Origin of the sequence: Klebsiella sp. GN_Kp190 (assembly GCF_040061795.1) — a bacterium.
Classification (GTDB): domain Bacteria; phylum Pseudomonadota; class Gammaproteobacteria; order Enterobacterales; family Enterobacteriaceae; genus Klebsiella; species Klebsiella michiganensis.
Genome location: NZ_JBEAFN010000003.1, coordinates 17,455 through 37,996, shown reverse-complemented (window position 1 = coordinate 37,996; position 20,542 = coordinate 17,455). Strand labels below are relative to the sequence as shown.

18 protein-coding genes and 1 other RNA gene are annotated in these 20,542 nt (G+C 51.7%); 8 read left to right on the top strand and 11 right to left on the bottom strand.

What is annotated here, in order from left to right; translation table 11 throughout:
* Positions 1 to 21 precede the first annotated feature (21 nt).
* On the top strand, positions 22 to 3,513 hold the full coding sequence (locus tag ABLU67_RS01110) for a hypothetical protein (protein ID WP_181943943.1): 3,492 nt from the start codon (positions 22 to 24) through the stop codon (positions 3,511 to 3,513).
* Between the two features lie 41 nt (positions 3,514 to 3,554).
* On the opposite strand, the gene ABLU67_RS01105 is transcribed toward ABLU67_RS01110, so the two are convergent.
* Positions 3,555 to 4,295 carry a hypothetical protein gene (locus tag ABLU67_RS01105; RefSeq protein ID WP_117066531.1) on the bottom strand — a complete coding sequence of 247 codons (741 nt, stop codon included), beginning with the start codon at positions 4,293 to 4,295 and terminating at the stop codon, positions 3,555 to 3,557.
* Between the two features lie 9 nt (positions 4,296 to 4,304).
* Positions 4,305 to 6,422, bottom strand: a complete 2,118-nt coding sequence (locus tag ABLU67_RS01100) for a hypothetical protein (RefSeq protein ID WP_117066532.1) — start codon at positions 6,420 to 6,422, stop codon at positions 4,305 to 4,307.
* 91 nt (positions 6,423 to 6,513) lie between these two features.
* Between ABLU67_RS01100 and ABLU67_RS01095 the strand changes: the two genes are divergently transcribed.
* The 3 genes from ABLU67_RS01095 (at position 6,514) to ABLU67_RS01085 (ending at position 9,012) form a co-directional block, all read left to right on the top strand.
* A complete protein-coding gene (locus tag ABLU67_RS01095; protein WP_098362846.1) occupies positions 6,514 to 7,062 on the top strand; it encodes a recombinase family protein in 549 nt (182 codons plus the stop codon).
* Between the two features lie 263 nt (positions 7,063 to 7,325).
* Positions 7,326 to 7,745 (top strand): translesion error-prone DNA polymerase V autoproteolytic subunit, encoded by a 420-nt coding sequence (locus ABLU67_RS01090; RefSeq protein ID WP_032734479.1) that lies wholly within the window; start codon positions 7,326 to 7,328, stop codon positions 7,743 to 7,745.
* A 1-nt stretch (position 7,746) separates the two neighbouring features.
* Positions 7,747 to 9,012: a Y-family DNA polymerase gene (locus ABLU67_RS01085; protein ID WP_117066476.1), complete on the top strand. Its 1,266-nt coding sequence runs from the start codon at positions 7,747 to 7,749 to the stop codon at positions 9,010 to 9,012.
* On the opposite strand, the gene ABLU67_RS01080 is transcribed toward ABLU67_RS01085, so the two are convergent.
* The 4 genes from ABLU67_RS01080 to smpB form a co-directional block, all read right to left on the bottom strand.
* Positions 9,005 to 9,676 (bottom strand): SOS response-associated peptidase, encoded by a 672-nt coding sequence (locus ABLU67_RS01080; RefSeq protein ID WP_117066475.1) that lies wholly within the window; start codon positions 9,674 to 9,676, stop codon positions 9,005 to 9,007. The genes ABLU67_RS01085 and ABLU67_RS01080 overlap by 8 nt on opposite strands.
* Positions 9,677 to 9,896: 220 nt before the next feature.
* Positions 9,897 to 10,817, bottom strand: coding sequence for a hypothetical protein (locus tag ABLU67_RS01075; RefSeq protein WP_117066477.1), 921 nt, complete (start codon positions 10,815 to 10,817; stop codon positions 9,897 to 9,899).
* Positions 10,818 to 10,985: 168 nt separating this feature from the next.
* Positions 10,986 to 11,349: a transfer-messenger RNA gene (gene ssrA, locus ABLU67_RS01070) on the bottom strand.
* Positions 11,350 to 11,493: 144 nt separating this feature from the next.
* Positions 11,494 to 11,976, bottom strand: a complete 483-nt coding sequence (gene smpB, locus ABLU67_RS01065; protein ID WP_004104655.1) for an SsrA-binding protein SmpB — start codon at positions 11,974 to 11,976, stop codon at positions 11,494 to 11,496.
* Between the two features lie 149 nt (positions 11,977 to 12,125).
* Here smpB and ABLU67_RS01060 point away from each other — a divergent pair, with 149 nt between their 5' ends.
* Positions 12,126 to 12,563 (top strand): type II toxin-antitoxin system RatA family toxin, encoded by a 438-nt coding sequence (locus tag ABLU67_RS01060; RefSeq protein WP_004123817.1) that lies wholly within the window; start codon positions 12,126 to 12,128, stop codon positions 12,561 to 12,563.
* The gene (locus ABLU67_RS01055; RefSeq protein WP_128334942.1) at positions 12,553 to 12,843 is read left to right on the top strand and encodes an RnfH family protein; all 291 of its coding nucleotides are present in this window, start codon (positions 12,553 to 12,555) and stop codon (positions 12,841 to 12,843) included. Before ABLU67_RS01060 ends, ABLU67_RS01055 begins: the two co-directional genes overlap by 11 nt.
* Positions 12,844 to 12,909: 66 nt before the next feature.
* On the opposite strand, the gene bamE is transcribed toward ABLU67_RS01055, so the two are convergent.
* The 3 genes from bamE to nadK form a co-directional block, all read right to left on the bottom strand.
* Positions 12,910 to 13,251: an outer membrane protein assembly factor BamE gene (bamE, locus tag ABLU67_RS01050; protein WP_004123807.1), complete on the bottom strand. Its 342-nt coding sequence runs from the start codon at positions 13,249 to 13,251 to the stop codon at positions 12,910 to 12,912.
* A 147-nt stretch (positions 13,252 to 13,398) separates the two neighbouring features.
* A complete protein-coding gene (gene recN, locus ABLU67_RS01045) occupies positions 13,399 to 15,060 on the bottom strand; it encodes a DNA repair protein RecN (protein ID WP_348852109.1) in 1,662 nt (553 codons plus the stop codon).
* Between the two features lie 86 nt (positions 15,061 to 15,146).
* Positions 15,147 to 16,025, bottom strand: coding sequence for an NAD(+) kinase (gene nadK / locus ABLU67_RS01040; protein WP_004123797.1), 879 nt, complete (start codon positions 16,023 to 16,025; stop codon positions 15,147 to 15,149).
* A 125-nt stretch (positions 16,026 to 16,150) separates the two neighbouring features.
* On the opposite strand from nadK, the gene grpE reads away from it, so the two are divergent.
* Positions 16,151 to 16,741 carry a nucleotide exchange factor GrpE gene (gene grpE / locus ABLU67_RS01035; RefSeq protein WP_004853330.1) on the top strand — a complete coding sequence of 197 codons (591 nt, stop codon included), beginning with the start codon at positions 16,151 to 16,153 and terminating at the stop codon, positions 16,739 to 16,741.
* 64 nt (positions 16,742 to 16,805) lie between these two features.
* Here grpE and ABLU67_RS01030 read toward each other — a convergent pair whose 3' ends face one another.
* Together ABLU67_RS01030 and ABLU67_RS01025 are read right to left on the bottom strand one after the other, a co-directional pair.
* The gene (locus ABLU67_RS01030; RefSeq protein ID WP_025107352.1) at positions 16,806 to 18,095 is read right to left on the bottom strand and encodes an HlyC/CorC family transporter; all 1,290 of its coding nucleotides are present in this window, start codon (positions 18,093 to 18,095) and stop codon (positions 16,806 to 16,808) included.
* Between the two features lie 18 nt (positions 18,096 to 18,113).
* Complete coding sequence (locus tag ABLU67_RS01025; RefSeq protein ID WP_004853326.1) at positions 18,114 to 18,905, bottom strand: inner membrane protein YpjD; 792 nt, start codon at positions 18,903 to 18,905, stop codon at positions 18,114 to 18,116.
* 164 nt (positions 18,906 to 19,069) lie between these two features.
* Here ABLU67_RS01025 and ffh point away from each other — a divergent pair, with 164 nt between their 5' ends.
* Positions 19,070 to 20,437 (top strand): signal recognition particle protein, encoded by a 1,368-nt coding sequence (gene ffh, locus ABLU67_RS01020; protein WP_057173933.1) that lies wholly within the window; start codon positions 19,070 to 19,072, stop codon positions 20,435 to 20,437.
* Positions 20,438 to 20,542 lie beyond the last annotated feature (105 nt).

Below are 20,542 nucleotides of genomic sequence, written 5' to 3'. Positions count from 1 at the left end.
CTTTATTCATGGCGCCAGATCATGGCCAAATTTGATGATGTTATTGCATCGATGGATACCGGGAGTTTTACTTTTGCTGACGAAGCTTCTGGCCTCGCCGGTACAACAGATGGTCAATTTTTCAGAGTTATTCAAAACGGATCATTTATTTACTACCGAAATGTTGGCGGGGTTGCCCATGCCGTTTACTGGTATCCGGACGGACGGATTGTTATCGCCCAGGAGCTGAAAGACAACGTCATATATACTCAGCCAAACCTGTTCGCCAACAATGTGTCTGACGTTACCGTGCTTCCGCCCCGTAAAACTGGTTCGGCAGTGCCGACGATCAGCACATATAATGGACTCCCCTGTTACAGTCTGATCAAGGCGGCGGGTTCGGATAATGAGGCTCCTCTGTGGTTGGGAGGCCATGAACGCAGTAGTTTTCCTGGCGGATATATCTCGGCAGGAATGGCCGTTATCTATGCAGATGCATCAACGGGCGTTGCTTCTGTCAGGGTATTGCTGGTGCAGCATGACGCAGCCGGGAATGAAATTACAGCAGCCAGAGTGGAATCGACTGTGACTGTTAGCTCGCAGATCACCAGTACCATCTTCGCTAAATTCTCAGCCGTTCCGCTTCACGTCGATTGTGCAAATGTCTGGCTTTATCTTGGAGTTCAGTCGGGAGGACAGGCGCGCCGTGAGGTGAAGTTTACTAATCTGTTACTGTGTGATGGTCCAGTTTCCGCCTTTCGCCGTATCCCCCTGAAGGCAGCTACCGAATCACAGGCTATCCATGGTACAGATACCACTACGTTCCTTAACCCGCAAACTGCAGCCCGCGTCACAGACCAGAAGATGCTCGGAGGGATGGCACAAAACCTGATGCCTTATCCGACATTTGAATCATTTGCAGAAAACTCCACTCCGGCAGGCTGGATTAATGCCATTGTTGTATCTGTTGGAAACAGAAAGTGCCTGCGCACACCAGCTGCCACATCTGCAATCGCATCTGATGGGCCGCTCATTGACGTATCTGCTTTATCCGGAAAACATATTTCTGTCGCAATGGATATTGTCAGAAAGATTGGTGATCAGGGGATTGACTCTGTTTACGGCCAGAATAACCTCAGGGCGCGTTTAGTTGCCTACACCGCCGATGGCACAGAAATAGCTAACGCGTGGACAGGTGTTGCCGGTAACGACGATACCAGCGGCACGGTCGTGGAAGAGAAATATTATACCCGTAATATTCCTCGTTCTGATATCAGTGAACCTTATCGCTTAAACCTGGCGCGCAATATTCTGGTTCCGGCGAATGCGGCGACTATTCGAATTACAATTCGTGCAGAAAACAACGGTTCGACCCCGGCTCCTTTTGTCTACATCGATAATTTTGTCTTTGTCAATGCGCCGGATGCCATCATGTTTCCCGCAAAGCTGGCCCGCACGGCAGCCTACACGGGCGGTAATAATATTAACTTTATTACCGAAGCGATGGCAGCCCAGGTGGCGAAAAGCAAATCTTTCTGGAATGACCTCCCAAACTGGTTCCCGGACAGCCAGTTAAAGAATGCTTCCGAGGGGGCCGCGGTTGCCGGGTGGGACAATAACGCAAAAGCGGTACTCAAGAACGGTTACATGACCGTTGAACAGCCCCCGGCCAATACAGTTACCGCTGTCGGGCCAAACCTCTTGCCGGGAATACCCGTCTCTGTATCTAAGTTTCCGTCCGGGTATTTTTCCGCTTCGGTAGACATTATCGAGAAAATTGGAGACCAGGGAGCGCAATCCAACGGCCAGAACAACCTGCGTGTCCGTATCTGGGCCCGCGATGCCAGCGGTAATTTGATTAACACAGCATGGACCGGGGTCGCAGGAAACGATGATGCTGCATTTTCAACGGGGCCGCAGTATTACACTCGCTATGTACCACGCAGCAGTATTACATCGCGTACCCGGTTAATTATCGCGGAAAATATCCCGGTACCGAATGGGGCGGCATACCTTATATTCAACGTTCGCGCTGAAGGGGCGACAGGTGCGCCGTGCCCTCAGATGTATCTGACGAACTTCTCGCTTCGCAACGGTGCGGATGCAACATGGACTTCTGAGACTCTGTCCGGTGCTGGCAGTTCTGCAGTATCCTCCGTTTTTATTTCTCCCACGGGGTCTGACTCAAATACAGGCACTTCGCTGTCATCACCAATGAAAACGCTGGCCGCTGCTGTAGCCAAAATCGGGGGTACTGGTAACGTTTATGTCGCTGCAGGCAACTATGCACTTTCTGATTTCCAGGTGTCATTCTCTGCTGTCAATCGCGTACATATCGAAGGGATTACGACCCCGGCCTTTGAATATCCGGTCATCAGGGGAGGAACCAGGCTGACAAGTATCACCAAACTACCTGGTTATAACCGTATCTACTCTGCGCCCCTGACGGGGTTTGCTACTGGTACACACCCGTCATGGTTATGGATCGACGATATGCCTGACGCTGACACGCTGGAGCAGCCGGAAAATTACTTGCCAGTGATGCGCGGGCGTGCAAATCGTCTGGAGTGTACGAAAATCTGGCTGGCCGATACTGTACGTAACGCTATTAACCAGACCGTACCGGTTTCATGGGATAAGTCAGTGGCACTGACAGAACTGGATGTCAGTAACTCAGCTAAATGTGTATGGATTGAAGCTGAGGGTATTATCTATTTCACGCTTCCTGGGGGTGGCGATCCAATCTTATCTGGTCGAACTATATATGCTGCGACAACGGTGCAGGGTATTTTCACGGGTTCTGAAACTCAGTTCAATGGCAGAGGTGCAGTTTCAATCACCGGCATACACTTACGTTACGCGCGCATGGGAACGTGGGCTTTTCGTGAAACGGCACTTAATGATGTGTGGGTTCTGGGAGCGGCGGAAAACTGCTTTGATATTGGTAACTGGACAATAGCCACTAACTGTAAAGCCGGTGGTGCTGGCTCGCGAAACTTTCTTGGAACATATGACGGGTTCAATCAGCACAACTTTTCAGTTTTTACGCACTTTGGCTGCTGGGCGACTGATTGTCTTGATGACGGATGGTCAAGTCATGAAAACTGTACCGAAATGGGCTTTGCTCCCGTTGCAACGTTTAACCTGGGTTCCGGACTTACCCCGGCTTATGGTGCTGAAGCTTTTTATGTAAACCCGTTCACCCGTGGTAATGCACTTCAACAGCGGAAAGTTAACAGCAAATCGGCAGGTATAGAGTCTCACCAGAGCCCAATATCCACTGATCCTGGCGTAGCAACGATGGTCGTGGTGCATAACGGTATATCAGAGGGGGATTATAACGGTTACGTTTCCGGTGATACGTTCAGTACGCCTGCCGCAGCCTGTCTGGTTGCATACAATTGCAAAGCAATTAATCCTGCAAATTATGGGTTTCGGTGTACAAAAATTGTCGATTGCAGTCACGGCGGCTCAGGAAATGCCAGACATCCGTCAACGAAAAAAGTTGTAGCGACTACATTAATCACCGGGTGAGGATAAATGAGGCTGTCACATCCAGGCAGCCTCATTGCCTTTTAGCTAATCGCTATTACGTTTGACAGCATGTTTTTAAATGTGGAATACATTCTTGATTTTTCTTCAGTCGCGAGGTTCACGCCTGACCACAGTCCCCAGGCTGATTCCTGTATCGGCCCGTTCAATCCGCCCGTCGCAATTGAAATATCATACCCGATACCCAAACGGATCGTTGATGTCGGAATGGCCCTTGTAGTGAATGCCGCCAGTGGTGCGCTGACCAGAGCACCCTCTCTGAACATGTGAAGCTGAACGCCGGCAGCTGAATAGTCCGCAACCAGTAGCATAAACTTTGTCAGATCTGCGGTAGTAAGGTTCAGAGATGATGTCGCCACGCCTGTGGTCGTGCTGCCAATAGCCCTGACCGTCAGGTTTACCGGGTCAATAACGAAGGTATCCCCCTGAGGCACTGGTGGCGTGCCATTCCCTCCATGATATGACCCGATTGCCAGCGACCGCAGCGAGCCGCCAATTACCGGTTTAACCAGCGCCATCATGGTTTTTATCGGTGTATCTGCAATTCCCGTATCGTACCCTGCGTTATAACCATTCAGCGTCTGATAACCATCCCCCATAACCGGCGAGCCGATTTTTGTCGGCGCCGCCCCGGCCAGCATGGTTACCCCGTCAGCATTCAGTAGCCCAATATTGGCGACCGTCGGTTGAGGGTAGATACTGCCTATAATATTGGCCGGGTCCCAGCCGGAACCATCCACGATAAAACCTAATTTTGCGACCATGTGTGCCTCTTAGTTCAGTGTAATTTCTTCAACAATTGCATAGTTATCCATGCGATACGCCACGCCATTCGGATCGAATTTGATAGTGTCGCCCTGGCTATCGCGCAGGCAGCAGCGCGGGCCGTTAGTTCTGCTCGGGAGTGTTCCAGTCGTGCCGCCGGTAAAACCAAGGCGCAGTTTAGAGCCGGATGGAATGCCTCCGGATGCACGGACGCGCAAGCGGTTGAGGTGTACCGAAACCTCTGTCAGCGTTAGCGCATTTCCAGACGGGTCTACGGCAGACACCCCGTAATTCCCCGGATCGGTGACAATGCTGGTATCCAGCACCAGTTTGCCAACCGGGTCGTACCAGATGTTTGCTATGCCTCCCTGAAGAGAAACGTCCTGCGACCACAGCGGCTCGAACTTCTTACCTGTCAGCATTTCCTGCTCAATGGCCAGGCCGAACCTGTATCCACACATTTTCGAATCAAATCCCAACAGGTGCGCTGTATCGTAGTAGTCATACATGTACATGGGCTGTACCAGCCTGACGTCATCGCGGCTCCGGGCAAGTTTTAACAATGCAAGGGGGATGGTTGGATAACTGGTATTTGGCGTGCGGTTTTTCCAGCTGTTGAACTGATAGATAAACCACGGGAGTGACTCTGTTTTCCCTGTCACGTCGCTGGCAAAGCCATTGACGGCCGCAATCATTTTGTCAAAGCTGTCGAGGTAGACGTCTTCTGTTGTCCCTGCGGTCTGGTCACTTTCATTCCCCATATAAATCATTGCATGGGGTGAGTAGGTAAGTCCCAGCTCATTGGCACGCGCTTTACCATATGTCATGTCATCGATGATGCGCTGCATGTAGAGGCCAGGATTCTGGCGCAGCTGGGCTATGGTTTTACTTCCCTGTGCCGGAACAGAACCCAGAATTTTTACGTCACCTGACGCGTACCCATCGGCTTCAGCAGACAGGCGGTCAAATATCGCAGTAATGGCCCCGCCCAAAGGTGTTTCATAGCCAACACCATCCCCCGTATCATGTGTGGTTTCGATATATGGAAGCAGGCTGGCATGATTCTCAGCAGACGTTCCTGAACCCTCTTGCGCCCTGACGCCACCATTAAAACGGTAGGCATTGGGAATGGCAGTAATGGTCTGGAGTGGCATTGAATTGATACCTGCCATCAACGACTGTCCAAAGCCGATGATGTGGTTTACATCTGTCAGTCTTTTGGCGAGAGGTTTTTTATCAACGGGCAGTGAGTCCGATTCGATAGAGCCAGCGATAAGCCTTTTCACTTTTATCGTGCCTGTCTCAACGCTTCCATCGGTTTTCCCGCCGTGTGTAACTCGCCCGTAATCATCCATCCAGCCCCACAGAAAACCCTCTGGTAATACGCCTGTGGTTTTCCCCCCACCATGAAAAACGATGTCACCAAGCAGTTTTCCGATACTGGCAACCAGTGCCTGTAACTTGCCAGCAGCAAAAGTACCGTCGTCTTTCAGGCCAACAGCTGCGCTGCCGAACAAACTCATCAGCGCCCATTCAAATCCAGGAGGGATATTTGAGGTCATCTCAGCCCCGCTCGCCAGCTTCATTGATTCCGTCGTCAATGACTTGATATCAGCTGACACAAACGCTGCGAGGTTCGCGATCATCTTCCCGAAGTTCAGGGCACCAGAGGAGTCAATACCACCGACATACTGCCCCTGTGTATTTGAAAAAATAGCATCAAACCCGGCCACACCACTGGTACTGAACATGGAGTTAAAGAGGTAGAGAAAGTCAAAAAAGCGCTGAGCGCCCAGCAGCCATGCAACCTCCTGAGCAACACCATTCGCATTAACAAAATATCGAAAGGCCACAGGCGATTCGGTCCCTTGCGGTGTACGGAAATATTGCCCGTTTGTTGTGCCTGCTATCCCGGATGGCTCATCCGGAAACGTTGAGTTGGAGGTATCAAGCGACGCGAGCACGCTTTCAATATCAGCAGTGATCCCGCGCCAGGTAGGAAGAGGCTCTCCGCTGCGGTCATCCACCGTGGATTGTTCACCATTCACCAGCTCATCGAGCCGTTTGGCGTTATCGAGCAGCACCGCCGGAGAAGTACTCCCCAGCGCCGGGTCAAATCCAGCCATGTTTTTTGCTCCAAAAAAGGCGTTCGCGCAAACGAGGGTTTGAGCGAAAGACCGGAGCTTTTTACAATCAGCTATTTCAAAGGGTTACATCATGCTGATTGGTTATGCCAGGGTCTCAACAGTGGACCAAAACCTCGATTTACAGAAAAATGCGCTGATCCGCGCAGAATGTGAGCTGATTTTTGAAGATAAATCGAGCGGTAAAAACACGAAGCGGCCAGGTTTAAAGAAGGCCCTAAAGCGCCTCAAAAAAGGGGATACGCTGGTTGTTTGGAAGCTGGATCGATTAGGTCGACGAATGTGGGATTTGATTAAGCTGGTGGGGGAGCTGCAGGAGAAGGGGATTTACTTTCGTAGTCTCACAGACAGTTTTGATACCGGAACGCCTGCTGGCCGGTTCGTCTTCCATGTTATGGGAGCACTGGCTGAAATGGAGAGAGAGCTAAACATCGAACGTACTCGCGCAGGTCTGGCCGCAGCTCGCGAACGTGGAAGGATTGGCGGTCGTCGTAAAATCATGACCCGCACTATCATCAATCGGGCGGAAGAAATGTTAATCGCTGGCGCGACCCGGCAGCAGGTGGCGGATGTCATCGGGGTAGGGGTAAAGACTATTTATAAATATTTTCCGGCTGGCTAAGTTTGCTCACCTGCGAACCGTATGCAAGAGCCCGCAGGTGAGCAATTTGCTATGGAGGCAGTGCCATAGCTGAAAAATTTTATCCTCGCATTGTTCGCAAAACCATCAAACAGTTCAGCACTAAAAGCACTTTAAGACTTACCTTACTCATTACATCAATGCGTTACGTCAATGACGAGAATTGATAGCCGGAATCTATATTGATATGTGGCTGGGTTAAATCTACTGTATATATAAACAGTATTTATGTGAGCGAGTCTATCATGCAGTTCTACACGCCCGTCGAGTTACGTAAAATCATCCTTATTCCGTTGTACAGTGACCTCGTGCAGTGCGGATTTCCCAGTCCAGCGCAGGATTATGTTGAGCAACGCATCGACCTGAACGAGTTGCTAGTTAACCACCCCAGCGCGACATATTTTGTCAAAGCTGCAGGCGATAGCATGAAAGATGCGGGCATTGGCGAGGGGGATTTACTGGTCGTGGATAGTTCAAGAACCGCAGTTCATGGTGATATTGTGATTGCCGCGGTGGACGGGGAATTCACTGTTAAGAAACTGCAGCTGCATCCGCGGGTTCAGCTTAACCCAATGAACCCTGCATATTCGCCGATAGTTGTGGGTAGCGAGGACACTCTCGATGTGTTCGGGGTCGTTACTTACATCATCAAATCGGCTGGCTGAGATGTTTGCGCTTTGCGATGTGAACTCCTTTTACGCATCGTGCGAAACTGTATTCAGGCCAGATCTGAAAGGGCTGCCAGTAGTCGTCCTTTCCAATAACGACGGGTGTGTGATTGCTCGTTCCGCTGAGGCGAAGCCCTTAGTCAAAATGGGGGAGCCGTACTTCAAACAAAAGGACATGTTTCGCCGGCACGGCATTATCGCATTTAGTAGCAACTATGAGCTCTATGCCGATATGTCTAATCGTGTGATGACGACACTGGAGGAGCTCTCTCCACGATGCGAAATTTACAGCATCGATGAAGCTTTTTGCGACCTGACAGGAGTTCGTAACTGCCGCGACCTAACCGACTTTGGCCGGGAAATTCGTGAGACAGTTCTACGCAGGACGCATCTCACGGTCGGCGTCGGCATAGCCCAGACAAAAACGCTGGCAAAGCTGGCCAACCATGCAGCGAAACAGTGGCAGCGGCAGACCGGAGGCGTAGTTGATTTGTCGAATCTGGAACGACAGAGGAAGCTGATGTCTTTGCTGCCGGTGGAAGAGGTCTGGGGGGTAGGGCGCCGTATTAGTAAAAAGCTGGAGTATATGGGGATAGACACGGTACTCAAGTTAGCCGACACGGATATTCGTTTTATCCGCAAGCATTTTAACGTCGTGCTGGAAAGAACTGTGCGTGAGTTGCGCGGTGAGCCTTGTCTTGGGTTGGAGGAGTTCGCGCCGGTAAAACAGGAAATCGTGTGCAGCCGTTCGTTCGGCGGTCGTATCACGGAATACCATGAGATGAGGCAGGCGATATGCAGCTATGCGTCGCGCGCAGCGGAGAAACTCCGTGGCGAGCATCAGTATTGCCGTTTTATCTCTGCATTCGTCAAAACGAGTCCGTTTGCGTTGAACGAGCCGTACTATGGGAACAGCGCATCGGTAAAGCTGCTTACGCCAAGCCAGGACAGCAGAGACATTATTACCGCAGCGACGAAATGCCTCGACGCGATATGGCGAGACGGACATCGCTATCAGAAAGCAGGCGTGATGCTAGGGGATTTCTACAGCCAGGGAGTGGCCCAGCTAAACCTGTTTGATGATAACGCACCGCGGCAGAACAGCGAGAAACTGATGGAGGTTCTTGACCATCTCAACGCGAAGGATGGCAGGGGGACGCTCTATTTTGCAGGGCAGGGAATCCAGGCCGCATGGCAGATGAAGCGAGAAATGCTTTCGCCTCGCTACACAACGAGATATAGCGATTTGCTGAAGGTCAAGTGATCGGCTCTATTAATTCCGGCCCCTGATTCTTAACGTTACCCACCGCGCGGGATACAGGGTGCCAGGTGAAATGGTCCGCTGACACAGCGCCATCAGCAATTATTTCCTCCGCCTCTTTCCCTCCGGTATCCTGCCGTATCCATTCGCGCGCAGCTTCCGGCACTAACACTAACGGCCGGCGGTCATGAATATCGACGAGACCCTGGTCGGCCGCAGCGGTCACTATCAAAAATCCTTCAGCTTCATCGCCGCGTTCAAACGGTACGCTGCCGATAGCCGCCATAAAAATCGGCTGACCATCCTTACGATGGATGAAATAGGGCTGCTTCTTGTCACCTTCACGCTTCCACTCAAACCAGCCATCCGCAAAACAGATCGCCCGGCCATGTTGCCATAGTGGCTTAAACATTCTGCTTGTCGCCGCGGTTTCTACGCGAGCGTTAATGAGCGCTGGCTTATCCCACCACCCTGGCGCGTAACCCCAATGGACCGGATCGAGGTGCAGTTCTTCATTGCGTTCGCTCAGCAACAGAACCTTGGTGCCGGGGGCGACGTTGTAGCGTCCTATTGGCTCTGGATCAAAGGCGATATCTCGCTCGGCCTCTTCAGCCAGATAAGCCAGGTATTCTTCACGGGTTTGTGATTGGGCAAATCGTCCGCACATGGTTACCTCCAGTCTTCAGACTGAAAGTATAGAAGACAGAAAATTGAGCATTTCTGAGGGAGGAAAATAACCCCGGAGAAGTTGTTATTGATGGGGTTTCTCCCCGGCTTCACCCCACTAACTCCCCGCTCGAAAAACAGCATTAAAAGGCTGGTTTTACTGGGGTTATTTGGTCGGCACGAGAGGATTTGAACCTCCGCCCCCCGACACACCATGATGGTTATGATAGACCGTAGTATTTTTTCAGAGCAGCGGTTGCTGCTTGAGTTGCAGCAGCTATTCCTATGCCCAAAGTACCATGGGCAGCTTTACTCGCAATATTTGCCAACCATTTACTAACAGATTGACCATATTCACCACGTTTGTTAGCTATCGGGCCATCTTCACCAATAGCAATTTCTAAATCGTTAACATCAGATTTAGGGAAACCCTGAGATGAGAGATACTCTTTTAATGAGTCAGTGTCATTTTTTAAGACGTGGTTATTCACAGAAAATGAGTTTTCATCTCCGAAGTTTATGACGGTATTGTCTCCAAAAATTGAGTTATGGAACAATGAAGACGTGTCGATATTTTTAAGTTTTTCTGTCATATTTTTCTCATCTGGTATTTCAGAAACTTGATCAGAAAGCTCAAGTATAAAATCAAGTAGCCGTGACCTGACCTGAGTTAAGATGGAAGTGAAGTTATGTAGCGCGATCTCCTTATAACAGCGTGTTAACTCATAGTCTCTATCGATGTTTTTGCAATATTTAATTAACGCGTAATCTAAAGGAATTGGCTGCTGAAGAGCATGGCTATCACCGGCATTGGTTACTAGGTCTTCGATTTGACTGATTGAAAGCCTTACTTCACTAATTGTAGCATCTTTATAATCATCTTCACTTAGATAGCCAATCGGTAACGGAAAAGCTCTATATAGACGAACGGCGTTGTTCAGATCTGCAAGAATTCTTGTACCAACAATTCTATAATCGGGAAGGGAAACTGAATCTGGATAACCATTTATTTCATGGTTTACCCATGCAGCAAGCTCCTTTTTCCCGATAGAGAAAAGAAGGATCTTCGTTTTTATGAGAGCATTTGTTGTGCCTTCATCACCAGTACTTAGTATCTGAATGATTTCTTGCAGTTGGTTCATATGTCTTACCCCATAAAAAAAGCCCGCATTAGCGGGCTTCTGTGTCATCAAAGAGCCGCGGCTCCTTTGCGTATCCTTTTTTGTCCCCTCACCGTCTGGTCGGTGTCCTGCTGAGACTGCTAACTTCCTGTTATTGCTAGTGATGTCCTATCACTGTCCAATCATGATTGGTGGAGCTGGCGGGAGTTGAACCCGCGTCCGAAATTCCTACATCCTCGGTACTACATGCTTAGTCTGTCTTTACATTCGCCTGGCACCTGCGGACGGACACGCCACTACCAGACTAGCCTGATTAGTTTTAACGCTTCAACCCCAGGCAGGGCTTCCACGCGATCTCTTTTGGGTTTGACCTCTCTTTGATCCCCGTCTTAAGAGCGGAAGCTAGGGAGAGAGGGCTCAGAGCAGGTTATTAAGCTGCTAAAGCGTAGTTTTCGTCGTTTGCGACTATTTTTTTGCGGCTTTTTACGAGGCCAACCGCCCCTCGGCATGCACCTTGGGTTTCGCAAATCCCGTCGAATCCAGAATCAGCCCCAATGTGTACGGTGAGTATAACAGATTTATGAATGTGCTTACCAGTCCTCGTTTTGAGGATTATGGCGTCAGGTTGGGTGAAAAATCAGCATCAACAACGATATAGCATCAGGGCCAGCAAAACTGACCCTGACAGGAAGGGGAATTAACGACCGGCGTGTTTCATAATTCGGGCTTTATCTACCGCCCACTCGCGGTCTTTGATATCGGTACGCTTGTCGTGCTGTTTCTTACCTTTCGCTACGCCGATTTTGACTTTGCACCAGGCATTCTTCCAGTACAGAGAAAGAGCAACCACGGTGTAACCTTCGCGGTTGATGCGCCCGTACAGGGTATCCAGTTCGCGCTGGTTGAGCAGAAGCTTACGGGTACGCGTCGGGTCGCAAACGTAATGAGTGGAAGCAACGGCCATTGGCGTAAAGTTGGCGCCAAACAGATAGGCTTCGCCATCTTTTAAAATGACATAGCTATCGCCAATGTTGGCTTTACCTGCGCGGAGAGATTTTACTTCCCATCCCTGCAGGGCAAGACCAGCCTCGTATTCATCTTCGATAAAGTATTCATGACGAGCGCGTTTATTCAGCGCAATGGTGGCTGATCCAGGTTTGTGGGCTTTTTTCTTAGTCATAGTATCCTGAAGTCATCGTCTTAAAACAGTCGTACCTCAATCTTCCCGCGAGGCGTAATGGGCTATCTTAGCACGAGTTGCGGTACAGCGTTTTTTTTAGCAGCAGATAAATGATATTATTTACACCGTGTTTATATGTGGAACCTGCTATGCCTCAGATTAGCCGTACCGCCCTGGTGCCGTTCAGTGCGGAACAGATGTACCAACTGGTAAATGATGTGAAGTCCTACCCTGATTTTCTGCCGGGCTGCACCGGTAGCCGGGTTCTGGAGCTCGGTCCGACGCAAATGACCGCGGCGGTTGACGTCTCCAAAGCGGGTATCAGCAAGACCTTCACAACGCGAAATACGCTGACCAGTAACCAAAGTATTCTGATGAGTCTGGTCGATGGTCCGTTCAAAAAGCTGATTGGCGGCTGGAAGTTTATTCCCTTAAGCCCGGAAGCGTGCAAAATTGAGTTCCATCTCGATTTTGAATTCACTAATAAGCTGATTGAAATGGCCTTTGGTCGCATTTTCAAAGAGCTGGCCATGAATATGGTGCAGGCGTTCACGACCCGCGCTAAAGAGGTCTACAGTGTCGGCTAAAATCGTGGTTGAAGTGGCCTACGCATTGCCGGAAAAGCAGTATCTGCAAAGCGTTAAGCTGGAGGAGGGCGCGACGGTCGAGCAGGCGATCGTGGCCAGCGGCCTTCTGGCGCTGCGTGATGATATCGATCTGACGAAGAACAAAGTGGGGATTTATAGCCGCCCGTCTAAGCTTCACGATCGGGTCCACGATGGCGATCGGGTAGAAATCTATCGGCCGCTGATTGCTGACCCAAAAGAGCTGCGCCGGCAGCGGGCGGAGAAAAGCGCCGGAAAGTAACCGTTTCGCACGAAGATGCAGATATAAAAAAAGCGCTCATTGAGCGCTTTTTGCGTATTGATAGCTTTACTCCGCCGTCAGGGCAGGTTTGTTATCAATGTTGGTCAGCACACCGCTGCTGTTGAAGGTCAGGGTAAGCGTCTGCTGGGTAACTTTCTCATGCCCAGGCTGCTGACGGAAAACGTAGAACCAGGTATTGGTGCCAAACGGATCCGACATCATCGGGGTACCAAGAGCATAGGCAACCTGTTGTTGCGTCATGCCGACGCGGATTTTTGCTACATCGGTTGGTGCCAGATAGTTACCCTGGTTGATGTCAGGACGGTAAACCACTCGTTCCAGAGTGGAACAGCCTGCGGTCAACATAAGAAGAACCGCTGCGGCAGCAGTCAGCATTTTACAGCGCATAGTGATTTGATTCCTTTTTGGGCCCGAGCAGTACGTGGCTCATCTGTAATATGCCGATGATAATAGACCTTTGCCCGGTTGGGAACCTTCGGCTGCAGGTCTGTCGGCAATTTGCTGTTCACTATGACTCTGTGAAAATCAAAAAGTTTACGCGGCGAGCAACTCTTTCGCGTTTGCCAGGGTGTTACGAGTGACTTCACTACCGCCCAGCAGTCGGGCCAGTTCCTGCAAACGAGCGCGTTTATCCAGAGGGTGCATATGCGTCTCGGTCATTTCACCGTCGGTTTCCTTGCAGACGAAGAAATGGTGATGTCCGCAACCGGCAACCTGCGGTAAGTGGGTAACGCACATCACCTGGGTTGATTCACCCAATTGACGCAGCAGCTTACCGACGACCGCCGCCGTAGGGCCGCTGATGCCGACGTCCACTTCATCGAAAATCAGCGCCGGAGTTTCCATCTTACGCGCGGTGATGACCTGAATCGCCAGCGCAATACGAGACAGCTCGCCGCCGGAGGCAACTTTAGCAATCGGCTGCAGCGGTTGACCCGGGTTAGTGGTGACGCGGAATTCGATATGGTCTGCGCCTTCAGCCGTAAGATGGCGCTCATCAAACGCGACATCAATGGAGAACACCCCATGCGGCATCGAAAGTGAGTGCATACTCTCCGTAATGAGCTGAGTCAGCTCATCGGCGCTATTTTGGCGTAAGGCATGCAGCTGTTTCGCCGTATCCAGCGCCAGCTGATGATGCTCCACAACCCTCTGGCTGAGTGATTCCAGAGAACCCGCGCTATCATCCAGCATACGCTGTTCTTCCAGCAGTGACTGGTAAAGGTCAGGAAGCTCTTCGGGCGTAATTTGATGCTTCCGCGCGAGGGCAATTTGCCGGGAGATACGCTGTTCCAGCTCAAACAGGCGGTTCGGATCGAGATCGAGTCGGTCATGATAATGGCGCAGTTCGTCCGTGGCTTCGCTAAGCTGAATAGACGCTTCTTCGAGCATATCGAGTACCCCGGAGAGCTTACTGTCCATACCAACCAGCTCGCTGACCAGCTGCTTCGCGGCGTAGAGTTGGCTTTGCAGGTTGGATTCTTCGCCGTCTGCCAGCACCGTCAGCGCATGCTGGCAGGTAGTCAGCAGCTGACCGCTGTTAGCAAGGCGTTTGTACTCTTCATCAATTTGCTCAAATTCGCCCGCCAGCGGGTTGAACTCATTTAGCTCTTTTAATTGATATTGCAGCAGGTCCGCACGCGCTGCGCGCTCCTGGTTTTGCTGCTGATGCTGCGCCAGATCGCGACAGCTTTTATGCCACTGACGATAGCGCTCTGCCATGAGCTGAGTAAGCGCATACTCACCGGTATAGCCATCAAGCAGCGTTTTCTGGTGTTCGGGTTTAGTCAGTAACTGGTGGGCATGTTGGCCGTGGATCTGGATTAGCAGCTGACCGAGCTCACGAAGCTGGGATAAAGGGACTGCCGTACCGTTAATAAACCCGCGAGAACGGCCGTCTGCGCTGATGACGCGACGAAGTAAACACTCACGCCCGCTTTCAAGCTGGTTCTGTTCCAGCCAGCGCTGCGCGGCAGGCGTGTCCTTCAGGGAGAAACGGGCGCACAAATCAGCCCGGCTGGCGCCTCTGCGCACCATGTCGGCTTCCGCCCGACCACCGAGGCACAGCCCCAGCGCGTCGATAGCGATCGATTTACCGGCGCCGGTCTCGCCGGTAATGGCGGTCATCCCGCTGTGAAAATCGATTTCCAGCTCACGAACGATAGCAAAATGACTGATAGTGAGTTGTGCCAACATAGCTGCCTTCCTGTATTAAAAACCATTACTGTGTTTTCGTACAGTATAATATGGTTTTTTATCCAGTAAAGGGGCTGGCTATAAAATCAGAACAATTTTTTCGACCAGCCAAGCTTGGTGCTTAATGTATTGAAATAGCTGTAATCTTTTGGATGAATGAGATTGAGGTGATAGTCACAGCGGCGGATCAGCACATCTTCACCATCCTGAATCGGCAGCGCTATCTGGCTATCGCAGCTAATCTCGAGGTCGCTACAGCGTTGAGAAAAGCGCAGGCGAATCGTGCTGTCACCGTTGATCACCAGCGGGCGTGCCGACAGCGTATGCGGGAACATGGGGACCAGAGTGATAGCATCCAGCGAAGGCGTGAGGATCGGCCCGCCGGCGGAGAGGGAATAAGCCGTGGAGCCGGTTGGCGTGGAGATAATCAGGCCATCGGAGCGCTGAGAGAAAGCAAACACCTCATCAATGTAGACTTCAAACTCGATCATATGCGCCACTTTGCCAGGGTGCAGGACGACTTCGTTAATCGCCGTGCTGATGCGCTTCTGGCAATCCTGCTGACATACCTGCGCTTCCAGCAGGAAGCGTTTTTCGGCGATATAGTGGCCTTCGAGGACATCGGCGAGCTGCTGTAGCGCGTTATCCGGGTCGAGGTCGGTCAGAAAACCGAGGTTACCGCGGTTAATCCCAATAACGTTAATGTCGTAGCGGGCCAGCGTCCGCGCTGCGCCGAGCATATTGCCATCACCGCCCACCACGACGGCCAGGTCTGCCTGCTGGCCGATTTCCGCCAGCGTCCCGGTCTTCACATTGCTGAGCTGCAGTTCATGAGCAATTTGCTGCTCAACCAGCACTTCATAACCTTTGCCGGACAGCCAGCGCCAGAGCATTTCATGTGTGGTCAGCGCGGTTGGGTGACGAGGGTGTCCCACAATGCCTATACACTTGAAGTGGTTCTTCATGATCTGGATGTCCTTGCGTTAAATGAATAGTGACAATCTGGCTGCGTTCCCTTGAAACCAGGAAACTGATCCCCATAATAAGCGAAGTTAGCGAGATGAATGCGAAAAAAAACGCGGAGAAATTCATGAGTAGTAAAGAACAGAAAACGCCTGAGGGGCAAGCCCCGGAAGAAATTATCACGGAGCAGCACGACGACGTTGAGGCGGTAGAGCCTGAGGTTTCGGCTGAGCAGGTGGATCCGCGCGATGAAAAAATTGCGAATCTGGAAGCTCAGCTTGCTGAAGCGCAGAAGCGCGAACGTGAAGTATTGCTGCGTGCGAAAGCCGATGAAGATAACCTGCGCCGCCGCACCGAGCTGGATATCGAAAAAGCGCATAAGTTTGCGCTGGAGAAGTTCGTTAACGAGCTGCTGCCGGTCATCGACAGCCTGGATCGCGCGCTGGAAGTCGCTGATAAAGCTAACCCGGATATGGCGCCGATGGTTGAAGGCATCGAACTGACGCTGAAGTCCATGCTCGACGTGGTGCGCAAGTTCGGCGTGGAAGTGATTGGCGATACTAACGTGCCGCTGGATCCGAACGTACATCAGGCCATTGCGATGGTTGAGTCTGAAGACGTTGCGGCAGGTAACGTTCTGGGCGTGATGCAAAAGGGTTATACCCTGAACGGCCGTACTATTCGCGCGGCGATGGTCACCGTGGCGAAAGCGAAGTAAATAAGCGAAACGGCTACCGCGAGGTAGCCGTTTTTCTATTCCCCTCAGCCAGGTCCCAGGGTTGCTATGACTCGGCCACGCTTTCGCGAATGGGTTTTACCGGCATCACTTTCACCCTTTTAATCATATTCTCCTGAACATCAAGAATATCAATGTCATACTGTTCGATGCGTACGCGGGTGCCCGGGGCGGGGATCTCTTCAAGTGCTTCCAGGATAATACCGTTAATGGTTCGCGCTTCATCTTCCGGCAGATGCCAGTTAAAAGCCTTGTTGATTTCACGTACGTTGGCGGTACCGTCGATAATCACTGAACCATCGTTAAGCGGCGTCACCTCTTCAGCAAGCGTAGGCGACATTGATGTCGTAAAATCGCCAACGATCTCTTCGAGGATATCCTCAACCGTGACCAGACCCTGAATGTCTCCATATTCATCAACAACCAGGCCCACTTTCTTCTTATTGCGCTGGAATTTCACCAGTTGCGTACTGAGCGGCGTACCTTCCGGCACGAAGTAAATTTCATCGGCGGCGCGCAGCATGACTTCTTTCGTGAACTCTTTTTTCTCCGTCATCAGGCGATAAGCTTCGCGAACCCGCAGCATGCTGATGGCATCGTCCAGCGAGTCGCGGTACAGCACAATGCGTCCGTGCGGAGAGTGGGTCAGCTGGCGGACAATGGATTTCCAGTCATCGTTAATATTGATACCGACAATATCGTTGCGCGGGACCATGATGTCGTCAACGCTGACTTTCTCGAGGTCAAGAACGGAGAGCAGCATGTCCTGATTGCGGCGGGAGATTTGCGAGCGTGATTCATTAACGATAGTACGCAGTTCATCCTTGCTTAAGGCCCCGCTCACGACGATATCGGTTTTTATACCCATCATGCGCATCAGAATGCGGGTAATGGTGTTGAGCAACCACACCAGCGGCATCATCAGGATTTGCAGCGGCGCGAGCAGCAGGCTGCTGGGATAGGCGACCTTTTCCGGATAGAGCGCGGCAATGGTTTTTGGCAGCACTTCGGCAAACACCAGCACCACAAACGTCAGGACGCCGGTGGCAATGGCGACGCCGGCATCCCCATACAGGCGCATACCGACAATGGTGCCCAGCGCCGAGGCAAGAATGTTGACGAGGTTATTGCCAATGAGGACCAGACTAATGAGACGGTCAGGTTTGCGCAGCAGCTTTTCGACACGTTTTGCCTGACGATTGCCCTGCTTGGCCATATGACGCAGGCGATAGCGGTTCAGCGTCATCATGCCGGTTTCAGAACCGGAGAAATAGGCGGAGATGACCACCATGACGATCAGCGTCACGATCAGCGTGGTGGTGGAGATATGTTCCACTTGGGATTCCTTAAAGACTTAGCTCATGAACTGTTGCAATACGCGGCTACCAAAGTAGGCCAGCGTCAGCAGCCCCGCGCCAGTCACGTTAAACCAGACGACCCGGCGTCCGCGCCACCCTTCATGATAGTGGCCCCAAAGCAGGACGATATAAACGAACCACGCAACGATAGACAGCACTGCTTTATCAATGTTTTCCGCACTAAATAGGTTGTGCATGTAAAACAGCCCGGTACACAGCGTCAGGGTTAACAGAACCACGCCTATCTGGGTGATATGAAACATTTTACGTTCAATGCTCATCAGCGGCGGCATTTCGCTACTGAAGGTCAACTTTTTATTCTTCAGCTGATAGTCAATCCACGCCAGCTGCAGCGCGTAAAGCGCAGCGATAATCAGCGTAGCATAAGAGAAGAGCGACAGGCCGATATGGACCAGCATCCCCGGCGTGGTTTCCAGATGCGTGATGTACTCGTTCGGCATAAAGGTAGCGAACGCGAGGTTGATTAAGGCGAAGGTGTAGACAATGGGTAGCAATAGCCAGCCGCGATTACGCGAGGCGACGATGGTCATCACCGTACAGATCATCAGGCTGACCAGCGATCCCACGTTTAATAGACTGAGATTTTGCCCGCTTTCGCCGCCGGGAAAAATGCGTGACTCCAGCGCGAAGGCGTGACAAATCAACGCAATAGTTGCGGAAAGAATCGCCATCCGCCGCCAGCTGCTGTTTTTTTGCAGCAGGCCAGGGACGATCAGCGCGAGGCTGATGGAGTAGGCGACAAGGGCGAGTAGAGCAAAAACAGGCATAGGGGTGTCGACTGTTGACTAAATAGTAAAGAGAAGCAGTATAGCGTCACGCGACTCTGGCTCCAACCGTTGCAGCACATTCGCGTTTATGTCGTGTTATACTGCGCCCATTCCGTTTTTGTGTCGCTGCGGCGACCGACCGTTTCCACCTCAGGCGAGAGACAATGTTTGATAATTTAACCGATCGTTTGTCGCGTACGCTGCGCAACATTAGCGGCCGCGGACGCCTTACAGAAGACAATATTAAAGATACCCTGCGCGAAGTGCGTATGGCGCTGCTGGAGGCGGACGTTGCTCTGCCTGTGGTACGTGATTTCATCAACCGCGTAAAAGAAAGCGCGGTAGGTCATGAAGTCAACAAAAGCCTGACCCCGGGCCAGGAGTTCGTCAAAATCGTGCGCAACGAACTGGTTGCCGCGATGGGCGAAGAGAACCAGGCGCTGGATTTAGCGGCGCAGCCGCCAGCCGTGGTTCTGATGGCCGGTTTGCAGGGGGCGGGTAAAACCACCAGCGTCGCTAAGCTGGGTAAATTCCTGCGTGAAAAGCACAAGAAGAAAGTCCTTGTCGTTTCCGCTGACGTCTATCGCCCTGCGGCGATCAAACAGCTGGAAACGCTGGCCGAGCAGGTTAACGTTGATTTCTTCCCGTCTGACGTGGGTCAGAAGCCGGTTGATATCGTTAATGCCGCGCTGAAAGAAGCGAAGCTCAAATTCTACGACGTGCTGCTGGTGGATACCGCCGGTCGTCTGCACGTTGATGAAGCGATGATGGATGAGATTAAGCAGGTCCATGCGTCTCTCAATCCAGTAGAAACCCTGTTTGTTGTCGATGCGATGACCGGCCAGGATGCGGCGAACACGGCGAAAGCCTTTAACGAAGCTCTGCCGCTGACCGGGGTCGTGCTGACCAAAGTGGATGGTGACGCCCGCGGCGGTGCGGCGCTGTCGATTCGTCATATCACCGGCAAGCCGATTAAGTTCCTCGGCGTTGGCGAGAAAACCGAAGCGCTGGAGCCGTTCCATCCGGATCGTATCGCTTCCCGTATTCTCGGCATGGGCGACGTCCTGTCGTTGATCGAAGATATCGAAAGTAAGGTCGACCGCGCGCAGGCTGAAAAGCTGGCCTCTAAGCTGAAAAAAGGCGACGGTTTTGACCTGACCGATTTCCTTGAACAGCTGCGGCAGATGAAAAACATGGGCGGTATGGCCAGCCTGATGGGCAAGCTGCCGGGCATGGGGCAGATACCGGACAACGTTAAATCACAGATGGATGATAAAGTTCTGGTGCGTATGGAAGCCATCATCAACTCGATGACGCTGAAAGAGCGCGCTAAACCGGAAATTATTAAAGGTTCGCGCAAGCGCCGCATCGCCGCAGGCTGCGGAATGCAGGTGCAGGATGTGAACCGTCTGCTCAAGCAGTTTGACGATATGCAGCGCATGATGAAGAAGATGAAGTCGAAAGGCGGCATGATGAAGATGATGCGCGGAATGAAAGGAATGATGCCGCCAGGGTTCCCTGGAGGCCGATAGGCTGGTCGCCATTTCTGCCGGGGCGCGCTTCTTTTCTGACACATGGTTGGCGCATTCTGGCTATGACTTATGCTCCGGTACCAATTTAAGGGTACCGGAGTCGCC